The 24,647-nt window shown below is 42.9% G+C and carries 18 protein-coding genes; 9 read left to right on the forward strand and 9 right to left on the reverse strand.

Annotation, left to right across the window (positions count from 1 at the left end):
- Positions 1-171: 171 nt before the first annotated feature.
- A complete protein-coding gene (locus OCV30_RS09065; protein ID WP_065678724.1) occupies positions 172-1,869 on the reverse strand; it encodes an ATP-binding protein in 1,698 nt (565 codons plus the stop codon).
- A gap of 1 nt (position 1,870) precedes the next feature.
- Complete coding sequence (locus OCV30_RS09070; RefSeq protein ID WP_017096742.1) at positions 1,871-2,413, reverse strand: heme NO-binding domain-containing protein; 543 nt, start codon at positions 2,411-2,413, stop codon at positions 1,871-1,873.
- A 323-nt stretch (positions 2,414-2,736) separates the two neighbouring features.
- Between OCV30_RS09070 and OCV30_RS09075 the strand changes: the two genes are divergently transcribed.
- The 3 genes from OCV30_RS09075 (at position 2,737) to OCV30_RS09085 (ending at position 6,381) form a co-directional block, all read left to right on the forward strand.
- Positions 2,737-3,336, forward strand: coding sequence for a CoA pyrophosphatase (locus OCV30_RS09075; protein WP_065678725.1), 600 nt, complete (start codon positions 2,737-2,739; stop codon positions 3,334-3,336).
- A gap of 309 nt (positions 3,337-3,645) precedes the next feature.
- Positions 3,646-4,899: an aromatic amino acid transport family protein gene (locus OCV30_RS09080; protein WP_009847035.1), complete on the forward strand. Its 1,254-nt coding sequence runs from the start codon at positions 3,646-3,648 to the stop codon at positions 4,897-4,899.
- Positions 4,900-5,019: 120 nt separating this feature from the next.
- The gene (locus tag OCV30_RS09085; RefSeq protein ID WP_009847036.1) at positions 5,020-6,381 is read left to right on the forward strand and encodes an L-serine ammonia-lyase; all 1,362 of its coding nucleotides are present in this window, start codon (positions 5,020-5,022) and stop codon (positions 6,379-6,381) included.
- A gap of 133 nt (positions 6,382-6,514) precedes the next feature.
- Here the strand turns inward: OCV30_RS09085 and OCV30_RS09090 are convergent, their stop codons facing one another.
- The 3 genes from OCV30_RS09090 to queD all read right to left on the reverse strand — a co-directional run bounded on the left by OCV30_RS09090 (position 6,515) and on the right by queD (position 8,741).
- Positions 6,515-7,657 carry an amino acid permease gene (locus OCV30_RS09090; RefSeq protein ID WP_141678280.1) on the reverse strand — a complete coding sequence of 381 codons (1,143 nt, stop codon included), beginning with the start codon at positions 7,655-7,657 and terminating at the stop codon, positions 6,515-6,517.
- Between the two features lie 81 nt (positions 7,658-7,738).
- Positions 7,739-7,936, reverse strand: coding sequence for a hypothetical protein (locus OCV30_RS09095; protein WP_048611631.1), 198 nt, complete (start codon positions 7,934-7,936; stop codon positions 7,739-7,741).
- 442 nt (positions 7,937-8,378) lie between these two features.
- A complete protein-coding gene (gene queD / locus OCV30_RS09100) occupies positions 8,379-8,741 on the reverse strand; it encodes a 6-carboxytetrahydropterin synthase QueD (RefSeq protein ID WP_065678727.1) in 363 nt (120 codons plus the stop codon).
- Between the two features lie 327 nt (positions 8,742-9,068).
- Here queD and OCV30_RS09105 point away from each other — a divergent pair, with 327 nt between their 5' ends.
- Positions 9,069-10,703, forward strand: a complete 1,635-nt coding sequence (locus tag OCV30_RS09105) for a methyl-accepting chemotaxis protein (protein WP_065678731.1) — start codon at positions 9,069-9,071, stop codon at positions 10,701-10,703.
- Positions 10,704-10,857: 154 nt separating this feature from the next.
- Here the strand turns inward: OCV30_RS09105 and OCV30_RS09110 are convergent, their stop codons facing one another.
- Positions 10,858-12,348, reverse strand: a complete 1,491-nt coding sequence (locus tag OCV30_RS09110; protein WP_065678728.1) for a SulP family inorganic anion transporter — start codon at positions 12,346-12,348, stop codon at positions 10,858-10,860.
- Between the two features lie 684 nt (positions 12,349-13,032).
- On the opposite strand from OCV30_RS09110, the gene asnS reads away from it, so the two are divergent.
- The 3 genes from asnS (at position 13,033) to OCV30_RS09125 (ending at position 17,000) form a co-directional block, all read left to right on the forward strand.
- The gene (gene asnS, locus OCV30_RS09115; protein ID WP_065678729.1) at positions 13,033-14,433 is read left to right on the forward strand and encodes an asparagine--tRNA ligase; all 1,401 of its coding nucleotides are present in this window, start codon (positions 13,033-13,035) and stop codon (positions 14,431-14,433) included.
- A gap of 427 nt (positions 14,434-14,860) precedes the next feature.
- A complete protein-coding gene (locus OCV30_RS09120; RefSeq protein WP_102552608.1) occupies positions 14,861-15,622 on the forward strand; it encodes an IS5 family transposase in 762 nt (253 codons plus the stop codon).
- 7 nt (positions 15,623-15,629) lie between these two features.
- Positions 15,630-17,000 (forward strand): COG3904 family protein, encoded by a 1,371-nt coding sequence (locus tag OCV30_RS09125; protein ID WP_065679297.1) that lies wholly within the window; start codon positions 15,630-15,632, stop codon positions 16,998-17,000.
- Positions 17,001-17,089: 89 nt separating this feature from the next.
- Here the strand turns inward: OCV30_RS09125 and OCV30_RS09130 are convergent, their stop codons facing one another.
- Complete coding sequence (locus tag OCV30_RS09130; RefSeq protein ID WP_065679296.1) at positions 17,090-17,296, reverse strand: hypothetical protein; 207 nt, start codon at positions 17,294-17,296, stop codon at positions 17,090-17,092.
- 192 nt (positions 17,297-17,488) lie between these two features.
- The gene (locus tag OCV30_RS09135) at positions 17,489-18,892 is read right to left on the reverse strand and encodes an aminotransferase-like domain-containing protein (RefSeq protein WP_065679295.1); all 1,404 of its coding nucleotides are present in this window, start codon (positions 18,890-18,892) and stop codon (positions 17,489-17,491) included.
- 220 nt (positions 18,893-19,112) lie between these two features.
- Here OCV30_RS09135 and OCV30_RS09140 point away from each other — a divergent pair, with 220 nt between their 5' ends.
- Together OCV30_RS09140 and OCV30_RS09145 are read left to right on the forward strand one after the other, a co-directional pair.
- Positions 19,113-19,412: a hypothetical protein gene (locus OCV30_RS09140; RefSeq protein ID WP_009847048.1), complete on the forward strand. Its 300-nt coding sequence runs from the start codon at positions 19,113-19,115 to the stop codon at positions 19,410-19,412.
- Between the two features lie 298 nt (positions 19,413-19,710).
- Entirely contained in the window at positions 19,711-21,237 is a 1,527-nt protein-coding gene (locus tag OCV30_RS09145; RefSeq protein WP_065679294.1) for an HD-GYP domain-containing protein, read from the forward strand.
- 222 nt (positions 21,238-21,459) lie between these two features.
- Here the strand turns inward: OCV30_RS09145 and OCV30_RS09150 are convergent, their stop codons facing one another.
- Positions 21,460-24,612 (reverse strand): Ig-like domain-containing protein, encoded by a 3,153-nt coding sequence (locus OCV30_RS09150; RefSeq protein ID WP_065679293.1) that lies wholly within the window; start codon positions 24,610-24,612, stop codon positions 21,460-21,462.
- Positions 24,613-24,647 lie beyond the last annotated feature (35 nt).

The raw sequence follows: 24,647 nt of genomic DNA on the forward strand, positions 1-24,647 counted from the left end.
TCCATTTTTATAGTTTTTCAAACCTCCTTAATATAATTAATAAAAGCGACCAATAAAGTAAGTGAACGTATAGCATTGTCAGCTCACTTGTTACATTGACAATATACTCAAGACATTAGAGACAAATCAATAACGTTGCATATTCACTCACTACAAAGGCAATGATATTTATTAGCCCCACTTATTCAGCATTATCACTAAGTCGTTAGCGGTATAGGGTTTACTCAATATATCGTCCATACCAGATTCAATACACAACTCTCGCTCTTCTTTTGTCGTACCAGCGGTCAATGCAATAATTGGTTGGCTATACCCTGAACTTCGCAGTTTCTTCGTCGCTTCAAAACCATCCATGACTGGCATCCGACAATCCATAAACACAATGTCATACTCATTATTCGACGCTAATTCCAAACCTTCTATACCATTACCGGCAATCGCTGGCTCTATTTCGTATTTGCGTAGCATTTGTTGGATGATGATCTGGTTCATCTTAATATCATCAACCACCAGCACTTTAAGCAATGTCAATTCAACCTCAGACTCAAAACCTTTGGCGACACTATCGCGCTCAGCCAGTGTATCGACAACTTGAAGAGGGAGTGAAATGGTAAATGTCGTACCCGAACCAACAATACTGCTCACCTCAATGTCTCCCCTCATTAACGCAACTAGCTTGCGACAAATCGCTAAACCAAGCCCTGTCCCTTCGTAATTTCGGCTACTTGAGTTATCGGCCTGTGTAAAAGGTTCAAACAGTGTCTTAATAGCAGATTGAGCAATACCAACGCCACTATCCTCAACAGAAAAAATAAATTGGTCGTTAAGCCATTTTATCTCTACGCTCACATGGCCTTGATCGGTGAATTTAATTGCATTGCCGATTAAGTTCACGAACAATTGAGTAATACGCTCTAAGTCACCGTAGAAGTGACTGGGTACCCCATCGGTTACATTGACATCAAACTGGATCTGCTTTTCAATCGCTCGATTGGTAAAAATACTATCAATGGTATTTTTCAAATCTTGGAGTGCAAATGTTTTGGGAATTAATTCCAGCATACCCGCATTGATTTTACTGTAATCGAGAAGGTCATTAATGATGGTTCTAAGAAACTCACCGGATTGGCTCAAGTTATTCACGATCTCACGTTGAGAACTGCTCAGTTCGGTGTCGCTTATCAACTCCGCACTACCAAGAAGACCATTGAGTGGGGTTCTCAATTCATGGTTAATCATGGCGACAAAGTCACGCGTTGCCCTTTCGGACTCTTCCGCTCGTTTACGTGATTCTATATTTCGGTTAATCGCAAGTTGATGAGTTAACGCACTGCAGATGAGGTCGGTCACCAACAACAGTTGGCTTTGGATGAATTCGTAGTCTTGATCTAACAACCTGACCTGAACGATTAACGCGCCCACAATCACTTTTTCGACCTCTAATGGCACGGTAAGCAAGCAACCTTGCCAATGAGGTTCTTGAATGTCTTTCTCTATTACCTCGACTGTTTCATCACCATAGTCATGGGTTTGTAACTGAGGGATTAGATTGGGGGGTAACACCAAGCGACTGGCTTCAATTAGATAACTGTTAGTTACACTCGCCGTCAATTGGGACAACATCACGTCATCGAGATCACTCCTCAGAAACGCGCGTCCGAAATCAATCAACAGGTTGTCGATTTGTTCTTGGAATTCGATCCGTCGAATATTCGCATTTGAACGCTTTTCTAATTGGCGCAACGCAAGTTCAAGCTGTTGATTGGCCTCAAACAGTTCGAGACTCTTTTGCTCCAACAAGGCTTCAGCCGCTTTCCGTGCTGCTATTTGACGTTTAAGTTTTTTCTCTTGGGCAGATGCCAGATCCATATCACTTTTCTACTTTGAGATTAAACCTAACCACACTTTGGTCATCATTCTGAGGTGTCATTTCTACCACGATGGTTTCACCATGATAGTCAGCACACCCCTCGATTAATCCCAAACAAACGTGAGACATGCATCGTGCGCTTTTATAGTCAAAAACAAGTTGCGCTTCGGTCGTGGTGATAAAGCTAAATTGTGGAGGCTCAGCATCTGGGTAGAGCTTCTTCACTTCTACGTGAATGTAACGCTCTACGTGCTGAATAAATTGAAAAGTGGTGTTGCTATGAGCGAGGCTCGCTTTATTCGGTAATGAGGCCAGTAAGTTCTTAAAAACCGATTGTCCAAAAACACGTTGCAGGCTCGCTGCATCAATATCGGTTTTCTTACTTAAGTTTATAATCAATCGAACAAGATCTTTGTGGTCGTAACTTCCGACTGATGTGTAGATCCCTTCATCTTCTGACATCTCTAGAACTTCTTCCAAAAGCTCTAACCCAAACTTGTCTTCAACAAGCTCTAAAAATTCGGTGAATATGATTCCTTTCATTTCATACCTTTTCTTCTATTTCTTTTTAGAATGGTCCACTAAGTCATTGTTATCAAATTCTTAAACAGAAAATGTACGTTTCATCACCCAATTTATGACATGGATAACGCTTACTAGTAGAAGTACACACATTCAAATATAGCAAAATCCGTCACTCTTAGAAGATTGGGGACATTTACCTTGAAAAACGCCGCTACCCAGCCCCTTCTATTTCCAGTTATTGCCTGTACTAACGGAGGAAAGTGAAGGCAAATTCGAAATTGGTAATCAACACACGGTTATGACTATACTTAAAATCATAATAATCAATATATTGGCTTTATATGAACAAAGATAACTTCCTTCAACAATTCCAGCTCAATTCTACCGTTGGCTATCACCCAGAATCCGTTGAGCGCGTTTCACATATCAATGACGATCAATTGCGTAAAGCAGCAGTGGTAGTCGGCTTAGTGGAACGAGAGGATGGTTTACATGTTATTTTTACGAAAAGAGCCGCTCATTTAAAACATCACCCTGGTCAAATCAGCTTTCCTGGAGGGAAACACGAACTCTCCGATCCTTCTATGCAATTCACCGCACTTAGAGAACTTCACGAAGAGGTCGGAATTCGATCGGATCAGGTTAAAATTGTTGGGCAATTGCCTACTTTGAGTACCATTAGTAAATTTTTAGTTACACCGATTGTTGTAGTGGTCGATTCGGACTATAAACCCATCATCGATGAAAACGAAGTTGCTTCGATTTTTGAGGTGCCCGCCACCTATGTTTTAGACCAAGCCAAGTTACACAGCCACACTGTTAACTTAAAAAAAATCAAGCATCGTGTTTTTGCCATGCCCTTCCAAGAGCACCTAATTTGGGGCGTTACGGCTCAAATCATCCAATCAATGCAGCAACACGTAGTGCAACAAATTACATAGAAACTACGTTTTGTTTAATCCTTGTTAACAAACACAGCCTTTTCCATGGAACAGATTTATTAATCCAATTTTACGCAAACGTTTCCCTGGTATAATTCTGTACAACCCCGCCTTTCGCATAAGATAAACTAATAGCAAGCATGAGCATAAATCACCTGTGGCACGCTATTTTCGTGATCAAAAATCCGTTTTTCGCATATCATGTGACACGCCGTTTCATTACATGATTTAGATCTATTTTTTGTAGAAGAAAATTCTGCAGAATTAGCCCCGACTTATTTCCTGTTCCCAAAAAATGAGTAATTTAACATGAACACAACAACTTCTTCGGCAAATGCCGTTACAGATACAAGCAAGTTTAACTATAAAGATTTTACCTGGTGTCTATCACTATTCGGTACAGCAGTTGGCGCTGGTGTACTATTCCTTCCAATCAAAGCTGGTGCGGGTGGTTTTTGGCCACTAGTTATCCTAGCTTTAATCGCGGCACCAATGACTTGGTTCGCACACAAATCTCTAGCTCGTTTCGTACTGTCTTCTAAGAACCCTGAAGCAGATATTACAGACACAGTTGAAGAACACTTCGGTAAGACTGGCGCGAACCTTATTACTTTCGCTTACTTTTTCGCTATCTACCCAATCGTTCTTATCTACGGTGTTGGTATCACAAACACGGTTGACTCTTTCCTAGTAAACCAAATGGGCATGGAATCTATTCCTCGTCCTCTTCTTTCTGGTGCACTTATCCTTGCTATGACAGCAGGTGTTGTATTCGGTAAAGAGCTGATGCTTAAAGCAACTTCAGCAATGGTTTACCCACTAGTATTCATCCTACTAGCATTGTCTTTCTACCTAGTTCCTGATTGGAACACTTCAATGATGGAAACAAGCCCAGAATGGTCAGCAATGCCTTCTATTATCTGGCTTGCGATTCCAATCATCGTGTTCTCTTTCAACCACAGCCCAATCATTTCACAGTTCTCTAAAGAGCAACGTCGTGTATACGGTGAAGACGCGGTTAAGAAAACTGACGCGATCACTGGTGGCGCAGCAATGATGCTGATGGGTTTTGTAATGTTCTTCGTTTTCTCTGTAGTACTTTCTCTATCTCCAGAGCAACTAGCAACAGCGCAATCTCAAAACATCTCTGTACTTTCTTACCTAGCTAACGTTCACGAGTCTCCACTTATCTCTTACATGGGTCCTCTAGTAGCGTTCGCAGCAATCACTTCTAGCTACTTCGGTCACTTCCTAGGTGCTCATGAAGGTCTTGTTGGTCTAATCAAGTCTCGCTCTGGTTCTTCAATCAGCACGATTGAGAAAGCTTCTCTAGCGTTCATCGTTGTTACAACTTGGATTGTTGCGGTAGTTAACCCAAGCATCCTAGGCATGATTGAAACAATGGGTGCTCCAATGATTGCAGCTATCCTGTTCCTAATGCCTGTATTCGCAATGAACAAAGTACCAGCTATGGCTAAGTACAAAACTTCAGCACCTGTGCAAATCTTTACAGCTTTATGTGGTCTAGCGGCTATTAGTTCTGTAATCTACGGCGCTCTTTAATCTCAAGCCCTTTTTATAAGATGACATTCATCTTATATGGCGAGGTTAGACAAAAAATATAATGATAATAAATGAGCCTCCCTACTCCCCTTGGGAGGCTCTCTTTTTGAGGTAATCGCTATGATTAGTGTATTTGATATCTATAAAATCGGTGTTGGTCCATCGAGCTCACATACAGTTGGACCAATGAAAGCGGGTAAAGAATTTATTGATGACCTACGTTCAATGGGAAAATTGCGCGACATCACTAAAATCACCGTGGACGTATATGGATCACTATCACTGACAGGGAAAGGTCACCACACAGATATCGCAATCATCATGGGTCTTGCTGGCAATACTCCTGAGCGTGTTGATATCGATTCTATTGCAGGCTTCATTGCTCGAGTAGAAGAAACTGAACGTCTACCTGTCGGTATGCACTGTCATACTGTTTCGTTCCCTCGCGACGGCGGAATGAACTTCCACACTAGCAACCTTTCTCTACACGAGAATGGCATGAGCATTCATGCTTGGGTTGATGACGAAGTCGCATATTCAAAAACGTATTACTCAATTGGTGGTGGTTTCATCGTTGACGAAGAGAACTTCGGCAAAGAAGAAGAAAACCCAATTAAAGCACCTTACGAATTCACAACAGCGGAAGAGCTGGTTAATCAGTGTAAAGAAAGTGGTCTTTCTATCAGTACACTGGTTATGAAAAACCAAGCGGCTTTCCACTCAGACGAAGAGTCTCGCACTTACTTCGCTAACATCTGGAAAACGATGCGTGAGTGTATGGATCGCGGTATGAATACTGAAGGTATCCTGCCTGGTCCACTGCGTGTACCTCGTCGTGCAGCAGCACTTCGCCAACAACTGATCACGTCAGAAAAAACAACTAACGATCCAATGACGGTTGTTGACTGGGTGAACATGTTTGCTTTCGCAGTAAACGAAGAGAACGCAGCTGGCGGTCGTGTAGTAACGGCACCAACAAACGGCGCATGTGGCATCATCCCTGCTGTATTGGCTTACTACGATAAGTTCATTCAAACAGTGACAGAGAAAGACTACATCCGTTACTTCGCAGCTTCTGGCGCGATCGGTGGTCTTTACAAGCGTAACGCTTCTATCTCTGGTGCTGAAGTTGGCTGTCAGGGTGAAGTTGGCGTGGCATGTTCTATGGCTGCTGCTGGTCTTGCTGAGCTTATGGGTGGTAGCCCAGAGCAAGTATGTATGGCTGCAGAAATCGGCATGGAGCACAACCTAGGTCTAACGTGTGACCCAGTTGCTGGCCAAGTACAAGTTCCATGTATTGAGCGTAACGGTATTGCTGCAGTTAAAGCAATCAACTCAACTCGTATGGCACTTCGTCGCTCTTCTGCCCCTACTGTTTCTCTAGATAAAGTTATCGAAACAATGCTAGAAACCGGTAAAGACATGAACGCTAAATACCGTGAGACTTCTCAAGGTGGTTTGGCAGTTAAGGTGGTTTGTTAATTAGCATTAGTTTGTTAATAGTTTTCGAATCAATTTGCTTTTAATGAGCAGATAATAAAAAGGAACGCCGAGGCGTTCCTTTTTTGTATCTGAAATTTGGCGAGGTATTTACTCAGCTCGCCAAATAGCCAGATTAAATCACTTGCGAGATAAGCAAGAAGCAACCAAACAACAATGAGAAAAGCATCATTGGTCGGCCACCTTCAACGCTGTATCTATCTTCCGCTACTTTCATAAAGCGTTGCTTATGAACCATCACCAGAGGAACAAAAACAGCCAAGAACACTAAGATGATGCCTGCATAGTTCAACACTTGTAGGAACTTATCTGCAGCAAGCAGTGAACCCGCCAGTGGCAAGATGAAACTAATGCAGTAAGTGACCGCTGTGTTTTGGTTAAACATGTCTCTGTTCTGGTTGAACAAAGACATCGCTACACCAAAGAAAGAGGTCAACAACGCCAAGCCGGTGAAGGTAGACAGAACGTTACCCACCCAAGGAGACTGAGCCTCAAAAGCCGCCATCAAATCTGATACGTTCTTGAAGCTTCTAAATTGCTCTTCGCTCAAGTTACCCACTACCGCAAACAACCAACATAAGTAACACACTAATGGGATCAGAGAACCGACGATCACCATGTTGCGCAGCTGTTTGTCTGTCGCTTCGTGGTTGTAAGAAACCAAGGTTGGAATCACAACCATAAAGCCAAAGCTCGTAAACAGGATGGCACTGGTTTTGATTAGATCGACGTGGTCGTGGCTGGTTACCTGAATCAAGTTTTCTTGCGTCATACTTGGTGCCAAAAACACCATGGTTGCAAACAAGCTTGCTAGCATCACAAAGAACAATGCGCGGTTGAGCTTATCAATCACTCCGGTGCCACTTGCGACTACAGCACCAGCAAGTAAAGTAAACGTGATTTGGCTCGTCGTTGCGCTAATGTCTACACCTAAGTTAGACAGTAACTTACTCAGCAAATCACCCGCACCCAGAATGTAGGCCATCAATAGGCAAATCAATAACGCGTAAAGTAGGCCGTTGGTAATCAACTGCCCTTGTTTGCCCAAGGTTTTTCGGGCAATAGAGTTTAATCCTAGACCGCCACCCGCTTTGATGGTCGCTTCTAGAAGTAGTAATGCTGCATAAGTCGTACCGAAGCAGATCAGTACCATCAGCAGTGTGCCGTAAAGCAATCCGAATTGAGCTAATACCATTGGGATCGCAAGCATACCAGCACCGAGAGCGGTACCAGCGATAATTAGGGAGCTACCCATCATTTTAATATTCATTGTTTTTAACTTATTTGTTTAGTTTTTATAGATGTGAGTCTTCGTTCATCGAGCGGATGACAAAGGAGTTCAGATAGAAATAAAGTTATAAAACGAATAACAATAGGAGCGATAAGCGGTAAAGAAGCGTGCAGAGACGTTGTCGAACAGGGCGTTCAAAGGGGAGCTTGTCTTAAAAGAGGTAAAACGAGAAGCGTGAGTTAGCATTAACTGATGTGGTGAACCTTCCGTAGGTTCAATAATCGGCGATGTAATCTTGAATTTCATGTATGTGTCCAATAATTAAGTCACATTCCATAGTATTTGAAGCAGCGTATCCATTGCTGCCCTACCTCTGTCATTAGAGGTATTTTCATCTTATCGAATGAGCTTTGAAACACAACGCTATAACCACATTTTTTGCTATTAAATTGAACAAAATAGCCATTTGGATACAAATCGACCACCAAACCGCGTAAAACAATAATCATTATTAATAAAAAGCGGAACTATACCCCCCCACCCCATTAACAACAAAGCTTGTATAAAGAGCACCCAAACATATATGACAGCTACAAAAAAGGCGCTCTTGTAAGCGCCTTTCGTTCGATTATAGCTTTTAAGACTATACCTTGAAAGCTATAGTATTGAAGACTGTTGCCCTGATAACTGTATCTTTGAAATCTACAGCATCGAAGACTTTAGCATCACAAACTACAGCATCGAAACCTTATTCACCGCGGTAGATACAACCCGCTGTGCATGTTTCTTTAATCTCAACCTTGCTCAAAAGTGACAAGCTTGGTTTAAGTTCATTCCAGATCCATTTAGCCAATACTTCACTTGTCGGGTTTTCTAAACCTTCAATGTCGTTTAGGTAGTAGTGGTCTAAACGGTCGTAAATTGGTTTGAATACAGCTTTAATTTCAGAAAAGTCGATTACCCAACCTGTATGCGGGTCAACTTCGCCTTCTACGTACAAACGAACAAGAAAAGAGTGACCATGCAAACGACCGCACTTATGCCCTTCTGGCACGTGTGGAAGATGGTGGGCTGCTTCAAACATAAACTCTTTGTATAACTCAGTTCTCATTGTGTTTCTCAGGCTAAAAAAATGACACGCAATATTACGTAAAACCAATACACACTACAAGTTCTATCACCACTGTACGGCCTTATTAGCGGCAAGGGGGGAGCTTGTTGCTAGCCACTCACTTGAGTCACAATAAAACACATATAAAGATGGCTTGAAAATCACCATACGCTTAACCTTCCCACCTAACGAGAAACAAACCCGCTACATCACAGAAACATAACCACAACCGGAGTGTGGTCACACAATTTATCATACCCCATAGGTGGTAGGGCCGCTTACACGTAAAGTATGCGTGTCATTATAATTAATAAAAACAAACACCTTATGCGCTCAACAATCACCTTTAAAATCCTAGTAGCCCTCGCCGTTGTGTTCACTTTCTTGCTTGCAATATCGACTTACTTTCAATATTCGCAGCAAAAGCAACTTGTAAACTCTGTGTTAAGTGAGCAGCTTCACGATAAGGCAAGTAACTATTTCGATAGCCTCAATATGATGATGCTAACAGGAACCATGGCACAGAAAGAGACCCTTCGTCAGAAAGCGTTAGCGCAAGAAGGCATTGAAAATGTTCGTGTACTGCGCGCCGATGCAGTGAGCAAATTGTACGGACCTGGCAATGACAACCAAACACCTATTGATGATATCGATAAACGAGCGCTAGCAGGCGAAACTGTTATCGAACCCTTTTCTGCCGATTGGGGTAAAGGCTTGGTTATTGCTCTGCCAATGAAGTCGAGCGAGAACTATCGCGGCACCAATTGTGTGGCATGTCATATGGCACCAGAAGGTGAAGTATTAGGTGCAATTCGACTTGAATATAACCTTAGCCATGTCAACTCGCTGATCAATACTCAAACGATGACAGCGATCGGTATCATGGCAGTGATCTCCTTTGCCGGATTCGTTCTTACTATGGGATTGATTCGTAAGATTATCGTTCGCCCTCTTCAACAAACCTCTCGGTTTATGACCCAAGTAAGCAGCGATAAAAACCTGTCCACTCGTTTGCCCGAACAAAGTAAAGATGAGATTGGCACGCTGGCTAACGCCATCAACTCGTTCATGGGAACCGTTTCTAACAGCTTAGAAAAGGTACAAGATACTTCGCACAAACTGAATGCGTCAGCCAATCAACTGACTAGCGTTGCTCAAATTACCGAGCAAGCCGCCAGCGATCAACAAAACGAAACCACAGAAGTGCAAAACAATGTCGAAGGAATACAAGCACAACAGGTCAATGTAGAACAAGCCACTTTAACCGCGTCAGAACTCATCAATCACACCTCAGATGTGGCTTGTAAGAGTGCTAACCAAGCACATGATGCAAGTAGTGAGATTAAGAATCTAGTGAGCAGTATCGAAGAAGTGAAACAAAAGATACAAACACTTAATGAGCAAACTGGAGAAGTCTCTTCAATATTGAGTGTGATTCGTGGCATTGCCGACCAAACCAACCTTCTAGCCTTGAATGCAGCGATTGAAGCGGCTCGAGCGGGAGAACAAGGTCGCGGCTTTGCGGTAGTGGCAGATGAAGTTCGTAATCTTGCATCACGAACGGCAGAGGCTACTGGCAGTATTGAGTCTATCATTCATCAGTTCCAACAAGGCAGTGAAGAATCGCTGAATTCTGCTGACCGCGTTTGCGAACAAGCACATCAAAGCTCGACAGATATCGACGCACTGTCCGTTGAAATGAACGGTGTCGTTGAAGAAATGAAACAAGTGTTGGCTCATGCACAAAATATTCAGCAACAGACGCAATCCACCACACACGCGACTCAAGATGTTCAACAAAAGGTTGAAACCATCACTGCTCACGCCGACAACACATCGCAGTCTGCAGCTGAAACTCGTGGAATCAGTAATGATTTAGAAGAGCTGTCGGATCACCTTGAATCTCTTATCAACCAATTCACCTTATCGAACTCAAATACCAACGATAAAGGTCAGTCATAGGCCGTTAGAACTCCCCTAGCGACATCAACAAAAAAGCGCTCAAAGATGAGCGCTTTATCTTCATAACAATGTCTAGTTCGGGCTTTAAGATTTTAAGATTTTAAGATTTTAAGATTTTAAGATTTTAAGATTTTAAGAGCACCTTAAACCACGATTAGTGCGTAATGGAAACCGCGGTTAAATCTTTATGCTTGTGGTACATCGCGTGCTTGAATATCAGATTCGCACTCACGGTATCCATTCCTGCGACCTCTACATAAGCACCCTTTTTTCGGAACTTAAACACGACCTTATCAAGCGCCTCAACCGACGTGTTATCTAGGAACGATGCATCCGATATATCGATCGTCACTAAAGACGTGGCCTTGTCATAGTCAAATAGATCGACAAACGCATCTGAAGAAGCAAAAAAGACATGGCCTTTTACTCGATGGGTGGTGTGCAGTTGGTTAGTCACCACTTCATCAGATATAAAGACCATCGACTTGCTGGCATGCGCATAAAACAAAGCTGACAACACCACGCCAACTGCAACACCTATCGCGAGATTGTGCGTAAACACCACCACCGCTACAGTCGCTAGCATGGTCACATTAGTAGGGAGCGTGTGATCTTTAAGTTCAACAACAGAACGCCATGAAAACGTGCCGATTGAAACCATGATCATCACAGATACTAAAGCCGCCATCGGTATCAGCTTCAACCAATCAGAAACAAACACCACCATTAGCAACAAAACAACCCCAGCGATCATACTGGATAATCGGGTTAAGCCACCTGATTTGATGTTAATGATCGACTGACCGATCATCGCACACCCCGCCATACCACCAAATAGTGAGGCAACGATGTTCGCTACTCCCTGCCCTTTACACTCATTGTTTTTATTGCTTTCAGTATCGGTCAGATCATCGACTATGGTCGCTGTCATCAAAGATTCCAGTAAGCCAACCAGAGATAGAGCGATAGAGTATGGCAGGATGGTTGCAAGCGTATCGAACGTGAATGGGATATTAGGAATCAAGAATACCGGCAGTGAATCGGGAAGCTTGCCCATATCGCCAATCGTTCTGACATCTAAACCAAATAACAAACTAATGATTGTCAGGGCAACAATAGCGACCAATGGAGAAGGTATTGCACGACCAAACTTGGGAAAATATGGAAGCAAGTAGATGATCGCCAAGCCCAAAGCGACTAATACGTAAACGCTCGAAGGGACGTTGATCAATTCAGGGATCTGGGCCATGAAAATAAGGATGGCGAGCGCGTTAACAAATCCAGTAATCACCGATTTGGAAACAAAATTCATCAGATTACCAAGCTTGAGATACCCAGCTGCGATTTGAATAACACCTGCAAGAAATGAAGCAGCGAGCAGATATTCTAGTCCGTGCTCTCTCACTAAGGTGACCATCAACAGTGCCATTGCGCCCGTTGCCCCAGAGATCATCCCCGGACGACTGCCAACCAAAGCCGTGACGACACAAATACAGAACGAGGCATAGAGCCCTACTTTAGGGTCGACGCCTGCGATAATTGAAAATGCGATGGCTTCAGGGATTAATGCGAGAGCAACGACAATCCCAGATAATGAATCTCCTTTAACGTTTGATAACCAATGTTTTTTAAAATAATTAAGCATGTAATTCTCTTTTACTTATACAGCCAGTCCTGCCTTGTTCAGACATAATTTGATCAACTGTTTTTCTTGAATGAGCGAGCGCTCGAAAAGTGCGGGTGTAGAGAGAATTCAGGGGTTAAGGCGGCGTAATTAACACGTGAACATTAAACTCCTCTAGTGGGTGATTGTTTAGTAGAACGAAGTCAACACCTGTGCTTTGTTTTTGTGGCGTTTGTCTTACACAGGTCAGAATGGCTGACAATATAGAGTGAGTACCACTTTAATCACACGAGCAATCTTGCAAACAAAGGTTTCATATATTGACGCTTTCTAAACAAACCAAAACTGCTTATGCCCTTCAGCCCCGTGGTTTGAACTACTCTAATTACAGCAGCTCAACAAGTAATGAAAATCCTTAACTATTCGCACTAGTCCACTCCCCTTGATCTCTAAAGCCACCAAGCACAAGGAAAAATCGAACAAAAAACACACCCTCAAACACATTTATTGTCAGTACACACAATATTTCTTTCACCAAGCAAGAATAAAGGTTGAAGCTGTCGGTATGACAGGTAATATGTTCAATCAATTTAAAAAGTTTATACAACTTAATGTTTCGGCTAATTATTGTGCAAATGTATTTTATTTGCAGCAATGCCAGAGACTTTGAGTTGAATTTGTCCCTCAATGGAGAATGAAATCAACATGACTTACGCGCCTGTAACAGACGTACTTGGCGGCAAGCTAGCGGTAGACAGTGAAGTAACTGTTCGCGGCTGGATCCGTTCACGTCGTGATTCCAAAGCTGGAATCTCTTTCCTTGCCATTTATGACGGCTCTTGTTTCGACCCGATTCAGGCCGTGGTTCCTAATAATCTTAATAATTACGAAGACGAAGTATTAAAGCTAACAACTGGCTGCTCTGTTGAAGTAACAGGTAAGATTGTTGAGTCTCCAGCGAAAGGTCAAGACTTCGAACTAGCAGCAACTGACGTTAAAGTTGTAGGCTGGGTTGAAGATGCTGACACTTACCCAATGGCTAAGACACGTCACTCTATCGAATACCTTCGTGAAGTTGCTCATCTACGCCCACGTACAAACGTGATCGGCGCAGTAGCACGTGTACGTAACTGTCTATCTCAAGCGATTCACCGTTTCTACCACGAGCAAGGTTTCTTCTGGACTTCAGCTCCGCTTATCACTGCATCTGATGCAGAAGGCGCTGGTGAAATGTTCCGCGTATCTACGCTAGACATGGAAAACCTACCTCGCACTGACGAAGGCAAAGTTGACTTCAACGAAGATTTCTTCGGTAAAGAAACTTTCCTTACAGTATCTGGCCAACTTAATGCTGAAGCTTACGCTTGTGCACTAAGCAAGGTTTACACGTTCGGTCCTACGTTCCGTGCTGAAAACTCAAACACAAGCCGTCACCTAGCTGAGTTCTGGATGGTTGAGCCTGAAGTTGCGTTTGCAGACCTTGACGATGTAGCGAAACTGGCTGAAGACATGCTTAAGTACGTTTTCGCTGCTGTTCTTGAAGAGCGCCGCGATGACCTTGAGTTCTTCGCTTCTCGCATCGACAAGCAAGCAATCACTCGTCTAGAGCAATTCGTAGACGCTGATTTCGCACAAGTTGATTACACTGATGCAATCCAAATCCTACTAGACTCTGGTAAGAAATTTGAATTCGACGTTGAGTGGGGCATCGACATGTCTTCTGAGCATGAGCGTTACCTAGCTGAAGAGCACTTCAAAGCACCTGTTATCGTTAAGAACTACCCGAAAGACATCAAAGCTTTCTACATGCGCTTAAACGACGACGGCAAGACAGTTGCAGCAATGGACGTACTTGCACCAGGCATCGGTGAAATCATCGGTGGTGCACAACGTGAAGAGCGTCTAGACATTCTAGACGAGCGCATGATTGGTATGGGTATCGACCCTGAGCACATGAGCTGGTACCGCGACCTACGTAAATACGGCACAGTGCCGCACGCTGGCTTCGGTCTTGGTTTCGAGCGTCTAGTATCTTACGTAACAGGTATGGGCAACGTTCGTGACGTTATCCCGTTCCCACGTACACCACGCTCTGCTAACTTCTAATATCGGCTTGCTTCTTCTTTAAAGAAGTCAGTATCAGATAAATTAAAACCTCCGTATATACGGAGGTTTTTTATTCCCCGAGATTATTTCCGTTACCCACAGCCTCCCTGTCCCATCCACTAATTTTCCTGTGTATTCTCGATTCAAAATCAGTTAGACGCAAAGATAAAAAACAATAAATCATAGAGTTAATCATTGTAAGTTTATGTATTTGGATACAGGACAAAGACATACAGCATTCATCATTCGTATGCATTAAGCTTTGGCTCAACTGATTTATGAATGTGAAACCTTAAGGGACACCTATGAAAAAGACCTTTATATCTACAGCTCTACTAGGGCGTGTTGATCTTTCGTGAGTGTTTTTTGAACAGCATGGTAAAGAGTTATAATTTGCTTCGCCAAAAGTAAAACCATAACCAATACCATGCCAAGAACAATGCTAACTGATATTCGCTGGGAACTGCTACTCCAAGTTATGAAAAGTACAGGTCGTATTTACGATAAAACTGAACATCGAATGACATTTGAAGGAATACTTTATCGAATGAGAACAGGTATTCCTTGGCGAGATCTACCCTCTGAGTTCGGAGAGTGGAGTACCGTTTACAGACGATTTAATCTTTGGTCAAAGAAAGGGATTTTAGATAAACTTTTCAAAAGCTTATCTAGCATGGCTGATTTTGAATGGGTCTTTCTTGATGGCTCTATAGTTCGAGCGCATCAGCATAGTACAGGTGCAGCTACTGAAAGCTCAGAGCAAATAGGAAAAAGTCGCGGGGGCAACTCAACCAAAATTCACTTAGCCGTAGATAGTGGTGGTCTGCCGATTTGCTTTGATTTATCAGAAGGACAACGCCACGATATAGTGCATGCCGAAAGCTTAGTTGAACAACTCGATGAAGTTAATACTATCGTTTGTGATAAAGGATATGACAGCGAACCTTTCCGTACTTTTGTTAAGGAACGTGGCGGAGAAACGGTAATTGCTAAACGCAATTACGGACAAGATATAGACAAAGACAGTATGGATTGGTGTCTATACAAGTATCGTCACTTGGTCGAAAATGCCTTTGGGAGAATTAAGCATTATCGAGCTATTTCAAGTAGATATGACAAGCTAGAAAGGAATTATGCCAGCATGTTATCGCTGGCATTCATGTTAATGTGGCTACCGATGTATTGTTGAACACAAAATGTACAGCAAAGATCAACACGCCCTAATCACTTTGGCCGGGTGTGGCGGTGGAGGCTCATCGACTCCCGCTAAAAAGCCAGCAGTAAAACCAGCACAAAAGCCGACTGTATTTACCTCTAAATGTTCGCAGCCGTTAGGTGGTGATAAAGCCTTAACTTTCACAGTAATTAAAACGGTAGCCAATGTCGAAGGTATCGCGTGTAGTGGTAGCCCGAAAGCATTTGACGACATGATGAAAGCTCATCCGAATACAAAAACGCTGAACTTCATCGATATGGGTGGCTCTATGAATGATGACGCTAACATCAAACTGGCGTACCAAGTAAGAGCAAAAAAATTAAACACTTACATCAGTTCTGTGGGACATGTAGCATCAGGGGGCACTGACCTTTTCGCTGCGGGTGTGAAAAGAACCATTGAAACGGGTGCCCTATTAGGCGTTCACTCATGGGCGCAAGGGTCTTTGCAAGGGGCTTCGCTGCCTGTCGGCCATAGCCAACATAAACCCTACATTGATTATTATAAAAAGATGGGGCTACCAGATCCGAGTGGCTTCTACTGGTTTACACTAAAAGCAGCACCAGCTAACGGTATGCATTATATGACCCCAGGTGAAGTAGCTAAATATGGTTTAGCCACAGTAACCACCAGTTACAGCAAAGACCTCCGCGCGAATTACACCCCTAAACAGAGTATTTTGAACAATGATCTATTAGACGTAATCAGTGATAATTTAAAAGCTGTATCAGTTGAAAACCATGCGCGTAGTAACACCTACACACTCGATTACATAACTGCATTGCTGTTTAAACAATTTAATGTCTCGAATCGAGATGAACTAATTACTTATTTAAAACTCAATGGCAAGTTAGATCCATCTGCTAAATCATACACCTTTAAAGCGACATCAGATAAGCCCAAAACGGTGTATTATGCAGCATTTGATTTGGTACGTGCATCATACTCCTCAAGTGATAAACATAGCATTCCAGCGAAGCCTTTAATTGAAACGAACATGGGTATTTTGGATTACATTCTCAAAGTACATACTTCTGATGTTGTTATTGAACTAGCAAAAAATAAGATCAACGCAACAATCGAAAATGACAAAGTCTCATTTGTTAAAAGCCCGACAAACACTCAAATAACCGAGTGTAAGATAAAAACCTCATCCATTAAATCTTTGGTACTGGTGCAAATATCAAACTGTGTAGAAAGTCGACTTAAGGGTGGTGATGTGCAATTTGTACATTTCCAACGTACATCTAAAACCCCACTCTCAGGCGGTACACCAACAATTAGCGACGCTACCGTTAAAAGCTCAAATTTTGAATTCAATGCTAAGCAAAGTACGCTAGTCACTAAGTAATTTTACACATTTCAGGACGAGAGAATTGTAAAAAAGAAGCCCACCAAATTTGGTGGGCTTCAGAAGATCATTTTCGTGTACTGAGAAACTTAATCAACATCCTGGTCGCTAGCGTACTTTATTGCGAGACCGCAAATTGCCATCATAACGAACGGGATAGCCGCCGTGGTGTATTCTGCCCATGGCATATTTGCGAATGCTTTTGCCAGCAGTACGTGGCCGAGGACTAACAGAAGTGCACACACAATCGCGACAATAATTAGCTTAACTTCATTTCCCATAGTCATTTTCAACATAACGGTATCTCCAATATTTGGTCTATCGTTATTGAATCACAACTCTCTGATCAATTAGGCGTACAGTTACGCCACAAACAACCCGTACAGTTGAAATAATTGTCTTTTTTATGAGTGACTTAAGGTTTTGTGAACAACTTAGACTTTTGCTCTCTCAACAGTTAAACGAGATAAGCCGTTAGAGAATCTGTTTTAAGAATGCATCAATTGATGTGCGAGTTTGCCAAGTAGAATCAGCGCTTGCTCTTTCTCTGCTGTGAGTTCATAAGAAAAATTTAACCGAATCGCGTTGTCTACTCTGCCCTGCTCACTAAACAAATCGCCAGATGCGACACTAATACCTTGAGCAATCGCGAGTTGATGGAATTGTTGGCTATCGAAATGAGGAGAGAACCGTACCCACACGAAGTAACCACCAGCAGGGTCTTCAATCTCGATAGATTGGGGGAAGTATTGCTTGATAGCGCTAATAAACCGCTCTTTTCTGACCAAGAGATTTTTACGCAGTTTGCGAAGGTGATTATCATAGCTTTCATGAGTGAGGAAGTGTGCGACCCCAAGCTGCACAGGAGCACTACTCGACAGCGTAGAAAGAAGCTGCAACTTTTGGATCGCATCGTTAAAACGCGTGTTCACAACCCAACCTACTCGATAGCCCGGACATAGGCTTTTGGAGTAAGATCCACACAACAATACAGAGTCTGTCTTGTCGAAAGCCTTTAGTGGCTTCGGCTTATGCCCTTCATAATACAGGTCACCATACACGTCATCTTCAATAATGTAGGTTTCATGTTGTTCAGCAACCTCAACCACTCGGCGCTTCGCATCTTCAGACAAACTTGTCCCTGTCGGGTTTTGAAACGTCGTCATCAGCCAACACGCTTTCACATCCTGGTTTTGTAGTGCGCTTTCAAACTGCTCAATATTCAATCCATTGATTGGACAAACATCCACTTCGATAGGGTTGAGTCCTAACCTCTCGACAGCTTGCAGAGCACCATAGAAAGCAGGAGATTCAATCACAACGTAGTCACCGGGCTTGGTTACAGTTTGAAGGCTCAAGTTAAGCGCTTCCATCGCACCAGAAGTAATCACGATATCTTGATGGTTGACGGTAATACCTTGCTGCAGGTAACGTTGAGCGATTTGTCTTCTTAGGGACTCACTGCCCGGTGGCAGATTATTGATCACACTAGCACCTGTCATCTTCCTTCCCGCACTGGCGAGGTTTCGAGTCAAGGTAGGCAAAGGGAAAAGGTCAGGATCTGGGAATGCTGATCCAAAAGGAATAACCCCCTCTGCCGAACTCGATTTCAAAAAGTCGAATAAGCGATCATTAATGGCTTTCTTTTTGTGTACTAACGGCAGTTCATAATCAACGCCGTCCACACGTGGTGCAACAAAGTAGCCCGACTGAGGCTTAGCGATGATCCACCCTTCGCTTTCTAACAATTGGTAGGCTTGTAAGACAGTACTATTGCTGACGCTGTAATTGCGACAACTCATGCGGACGGAAGGGATCTTTTCTCCTGAACGCCACGTGTTGTTCGCTATCTGAGTTCGAATATCCTTTGCAAGCTCTTCATAACGCGCCATCTAATTGTACTACCTAGAGAAATTCTAATAAGCATGAGATTTTATCACTAACGTTAACAACTATTGCTGCTATCCATATGATTGAGCCTAATTTCTATAATAGTGTGAATTGGTTCACAGATAACTTTGTATGCTTTGCTAAGTTTGTAACCAAGGCGAGAGCCAAGTTCGTTCTACGCCTCTATAATTTGATGTAATCCAAAAAACATGCGAGATAAAAATGAAAAAAATAGAAGCAGACCAGTTAAGTTATAAAGGAGAGTCAAACGGTGTTCATAGTTGGACAACACCGAGTGGCCAGCCATATTACTGGCACCCAGACTGGCTCCATATCGCTGAAGATGCAACAGGCTCACATCCAAAGCAGGAGATCGATGTCGATCAAGACCAAGCACCAACTGAGAAACACGCGGTGTCTGCTATTCTGAAACACCTAAACCAATGGGCATCAGACAAACTAGCATCTCACCCAGACATTGAAACCAACTCAATTGAATCTGAAATCAATCTGAAAAAGTAATTTGATTAGAGGTAAGTAGTCGTCAATCACTCTCGACTTCACTCAAATATATCGACTGAATAGTCTCGTATTTCAACCGGGACTATTCAAGTGTCTTCATAAAAACTGCCGTAATAACACCCATCTAGCTAACAATTATCTAACACAAACCAATTTTTTGTATCATTCAACAAAAGCTATCGATAGAATCCCCGACCTTATTCACACTCGCTATACTAGCCATACATACCTACCAACCTCGTGAATTAATACACAAAATACGTATTCGTAAACTTAGGAATAGTTGCGAGACCTTAAGATGAAAATGAACAAAGGCTTATCGATGGATACTTCAAATTACAATCAATCGCTAACGACTCAATTATACGTCATCGCTGGCGTGCTATTTGGCACCTACGGCAGTCGGGTATGCCCGATGCTCGAAAGCTTAACGACGTTAGAAATTTTCACCCAAGTCAGTAGTGTCTTTATCTTATTGTGGCTAGCGCGTCATTATTTGCTATCGCAACACACCTTAGTCAAACAAGGTCGATTTGCACAACTCGATACTATGTTGTTCTTTGCCGCGAGTATTCCTTTCGCGCTCTACTACAACCTAAGCTACGACTTCACGATAGACAGTAACTTGAAAGTGCTGTTCGGCATGAGCCTATTTGGTTTCTTTACCGGTACCATTATTCAACTGAAAGCGAAGCTTAGCCAAATAGATGAAATGGAGATGACTGGGCAATTTGACTTCCACCTGATAGGTGAAAGAAGTTCACTGGTTAAACAAATGATTGGTTTGGTCATCGTGCTTCTGGTAACACTGACCACCATGCTGACTATGGTGGCCGTCAAAGACATCTTCTGGCTAGAACACAACCCCGGCCGTTTGCTAGATGGTACGGGCAAGATCAGCGTGATCAAAGAGTTCATTTATTTGGCGGTTGTACTAGGTGGATACGCGATAACCATCATGACTCTATGGAGCCAGCTGATTAGACGTATTCTTCTAAGCCAAGAGCACGCATTAAGTAAAGTAACTAATGGTGAGCCAGGCGTTCGCTTACCTATATTCAGCTACAACGAGCTTGGGTCAATAGCATCTATGACCAATACCATGCTTGATAGCCTCGAAAACGCTCAAGACGAAGTAAAAACCACACGTGACGTCGCGATTGTTAGCTTATCTGCACTAGCTGAATCTCGAGACAATGAAACTGGCGCCCATATTTTACGAACTCAAGAATACGTAAAGGTACTCGCACTGGAGCTCAGCAAATCTGAAGCTCACGCGATCTTATTAACACCCAACTATATCGAGCTGCTTTATAAATCTGCCCCACTGCATGATGTAGGTAAGGTTGGAGTACCTGACAGTGTGCTGCTAAAACCGGGCAAACTGACGGATGAAGAGTTTGAGATAATGAAAGGTCACCCTGCTATTGGCGCCGAAGCGTTATCTATTGCAGAAAAGCAATTGGGAAGCAGTTCTTTCTTAAGAGTCGCGAAAGAGATTTCTCTCACTCACCACGAGAAATGGAACGGCAGCGGTTATCCCAACCAGCTGTCTGGGGAAGATATTCCTCTGTCCGGCCGCTTAATGGCATTGGCCGATGTTTATGACGCATTAATATCGAAGCGAGTCTACAAGCCAGCCTTTACTCATGAGCAAGCGAAACAGATTATCTTGGAAGGTAATGGGACCCATTTTGACCCGCAAGTTGTCCAAGCTTTTCTGGCCGTCGAACAAGAATTCGTTTCAATTGCCGCGACCTACAAGGATGGAAAAAACATGCAAAGTGAACTTGAACGAGAAAGCTTTGTTGCTCAACCTGCTTAGTCTTTTCGAAAACCACTAACTATACAGGCTCCGACTATACAGGTTACAGTAAGTTATGGGGTGTTATACAGGCTACAATAGTTATATAGGTTAGATCGCAGAGTGATTTTCTGAGTCAGCTTCATTCGAATGTTAAGTTAAGCGAAACAGGAATAGTGACTGAGTAAGATTCTATAAAAAACCAGCATATATATGCTGGTTTTTTTTGGTTTAGAAGAAACACTATCTTAGTAGTTGTACACCACCAAGAGCTACACCTGGGTTCTTCCCTTTGCTATCCAGATTTTCTACTTCATATACCCATTTTAGGGTCGTGGTATCATCTGGTAAATCAACGCGGTGAATACCGTAGCGCCCGACTTTAGTACCTCTAGGCACACTGACTGAAGAAGAACCGATGGAAGGCAAGCTAGACCAGTTGTTACCAGACTTCGCTAATGCACCATCAACTATATTGTCTCCGACACTGTAAGCCTTCCAGATTTCAGAACCATTAGCAAATAGCTTAAGGGTACCTTTTGGAACTTCTTGAGCTCCCGTCCAACCTTTTCCGATAACGGCCGTTCTAAAACGAATAACTTTCCAACTTTGACCACTTTCAGCTGTAACCGAAACCTCTGATTTTTTCTCATCGCCACCAAGATAAAGGTGACCTTCCCAATTATAGGTAGATGGGGTTTGAGTCCAAGTATGCGCAAATGGGTCAGTTTGATTTCCATCGCCCCAACCAAATAAACAGTCGCCATTCTTGCTGACCGTACATTGTGGATACTTAGCGCCAGCGTTTACTTCAGCGTAGCTAAAAGAAACAGTCTGAATACCCGTTTTGAGTGAGTTACGAACAGACCATACTTTTCCAGTTTTGCCATCAACATCAATACGCCAGTATAAAACATCACTTGCAGAGTTTAGATTAACATCTTGCCAACCTGAACCCGCGGAACCCGTACCCGACTGAATTTCTTGCCAAGTGCTATTGTCAGTGCTGGTATACACTTTGTATGCACTTGATTTAGAAAACTTCCAAGTGAACTTGTGAATACCTTTGAAGGGGATTGACTGCCCATTATATGGTCGCGGTGTGTGCGCATACTTCAGATTATCATTCGCAAGTTCTGCCATATCACCATCAGACAAAGCAAACGAACGCATCTCAATATTATCAACTAAGATGTTACCCGCCATTTGCTCAGACTTTAGGTTAGCCGTTGCATCTTTACCTGCGTCCATCCAAGGCTTTGCAATAATCAACCCTTGGCTTGTCCCTGCAGACAAACGACTCCCTGCTCCCCAAACACCGGCATAACCCGTAGTCAGCTTGATGTCATCGACTTCTGCATCGCTATTATAATGGTCGACCAGCGTCGCTTGCTTACCATTCAACCAAATAGACACTTTCTGAGTAGTACGATCAACACGCACAGCAACGGTATTCCACTGACTGAGGTTAAGTGCCTCTTTGGTTGTCACTGATACCTTTCTTAAATCATTTCCACCCGCATAAGTTGCTAACTGACGAGAAATCATGAACCACTCTAAAGTCCCCTCTTTAGTCAATTTAAGGTGGAAACCGTCACTCCAAATCCCTTTGCTAACCAGGTCAATTGGGTACTCTAGCTTTACATTCGGCTTCACTTTCAGTGATAGCGTAAAATCATCTTCCGCAAAGTCGAAATCATGCCCATAATGAAATTTGTATTTTAAAGACTCTTGAACGTCATTCTCTAATAAGTTGGATTTGACAGATTCAAAGGCCCCGAGTTTCAATGTCTTCGAATTCGCGTAGCCTTGGTTAACCCAAACTTCAGAAATAGACTGTTTGGTCGATTGCTTTACGGCTGCAATCTGCGAAGGTAAGCCCGTTTGAGCATTCACGATCCATAAGTCATCAACAGGAGTCTCTTCAAAATCGAAACGAGCATATAGATCAGGCGATGTTACTTTCACATGAACGACGTCACGGTCGAACAGTTTTTTTCCATCTGTAATGACATAATGGAATTCGTCTTCACCGATAAAACCTTTCGGCGCTTTATAGGTAATTTTGCCACTCGTGATAGTAAGTTCACCACCTTGTGCTGAATATTCATCCACTTTACTGAGCGAAATCGAATCACCGTTGGCATCGAAATCATTTTTAAGTACATCTAGACTCGTCGTACTGTCTCGCTTTACGCTGAAGTGGTCTATCTTAGCCGAAGGCGGTAAAGGGTAATCGGCTGGGCCAACCAAGCTTCTTCTTAAACGGTTATTTTTATAAATATTGAAATTGATATCGTCAACATGAGCTTCACCACCTTGAATACCATGACCTTCTGCTGAAGTACTATGACCAGTACCTAAGTAGTGTGCGGTTTCATGTAATACCACACCATCTGCACCTATCATGTTACCCGGTGAGCGAACAATGCTTCCGAAGTTCACGCCAAGGATCCAGTTACCTTTCAGCCACAGCATTCTGTGTTTAAGATCCCAACCTCGGATTTTTCTTTGCTGATCCCACCATTTGATAGCGGCGACACGAACGGGTTCATTCTCATGTTGATATCCCCAATTCTTACACGCGTCATGAGAAGCGCTTTTCAAACACGTTTGGTAGTGGTCATCTAAATATCCCCAAGTTTCGATCAGTACATCGTTGACAGTGAAGCGCAACAAAGCATCTCGACTCAATACATAGTCAACTAAATTGATGTAGTAATCGACAAGGACCATTGCGTCATCTAAGTTGCTATCCGCCTCCTGAACAAAGGCTTGGTAAGCGACATGAACCGCCACTTTTACTTTATGCAGCTGAACTTTACTTTTGTCTTTAGCAATTAAATTATCTAAACCTGACGTTGGCGCACTCGGACTTTCATCGATGGTTTTAATTGCTTTTTGAACATTATCTAAAATTACAGATTGAGGAGTAACCGAACGTAAGTCTTGAGCTGTGGCGGTCAACTTGTTAGCCGATAAACCACTTATGATGTCTGCCTTCTCGATCGTCCACACTCTTTGACTACCACGGAACGCCGTGACATAGAGTTTATTCTTTGTGGTTAGTGCAGCAATAACTTGTGTATTCTCATCACTGGTATCAACACCACGATAAACACGAATGTCCGGAGTATTAATAGTGCTTGATGGAGCGTTCCCATTGATACGGTGATCCCATAGATATACTTTCATATCAGGCTCTCGGATCGAATATCGACGGAGCTCTAAAGTACGCTTTTTACCATTAACAGTAATGGCTACAGAAAGATCGGGCGGGGATGCTTTGGTAGGGTTATAGACCATGGGCTTATGGCCTTCGTTTTTGCTATCTTTACACCCACCGGTTGTCACTACCGCTAGTACTATAAAAAATAGACTCAGTAATTTCTTCATTCTAGATAGTTCCTTTATGTCGACGAGTCTAAACT

This window comes from Vibrio atlanticus (genome assembly GCF_024347315.1).
Taxonomy (GTDB): domain Bacteria; phylum Pseudomonadota; class Gammaproteobacteria; order Enterobacterales; family Vibrionaceae; genus Vibrio; species Vibrio atlanticus.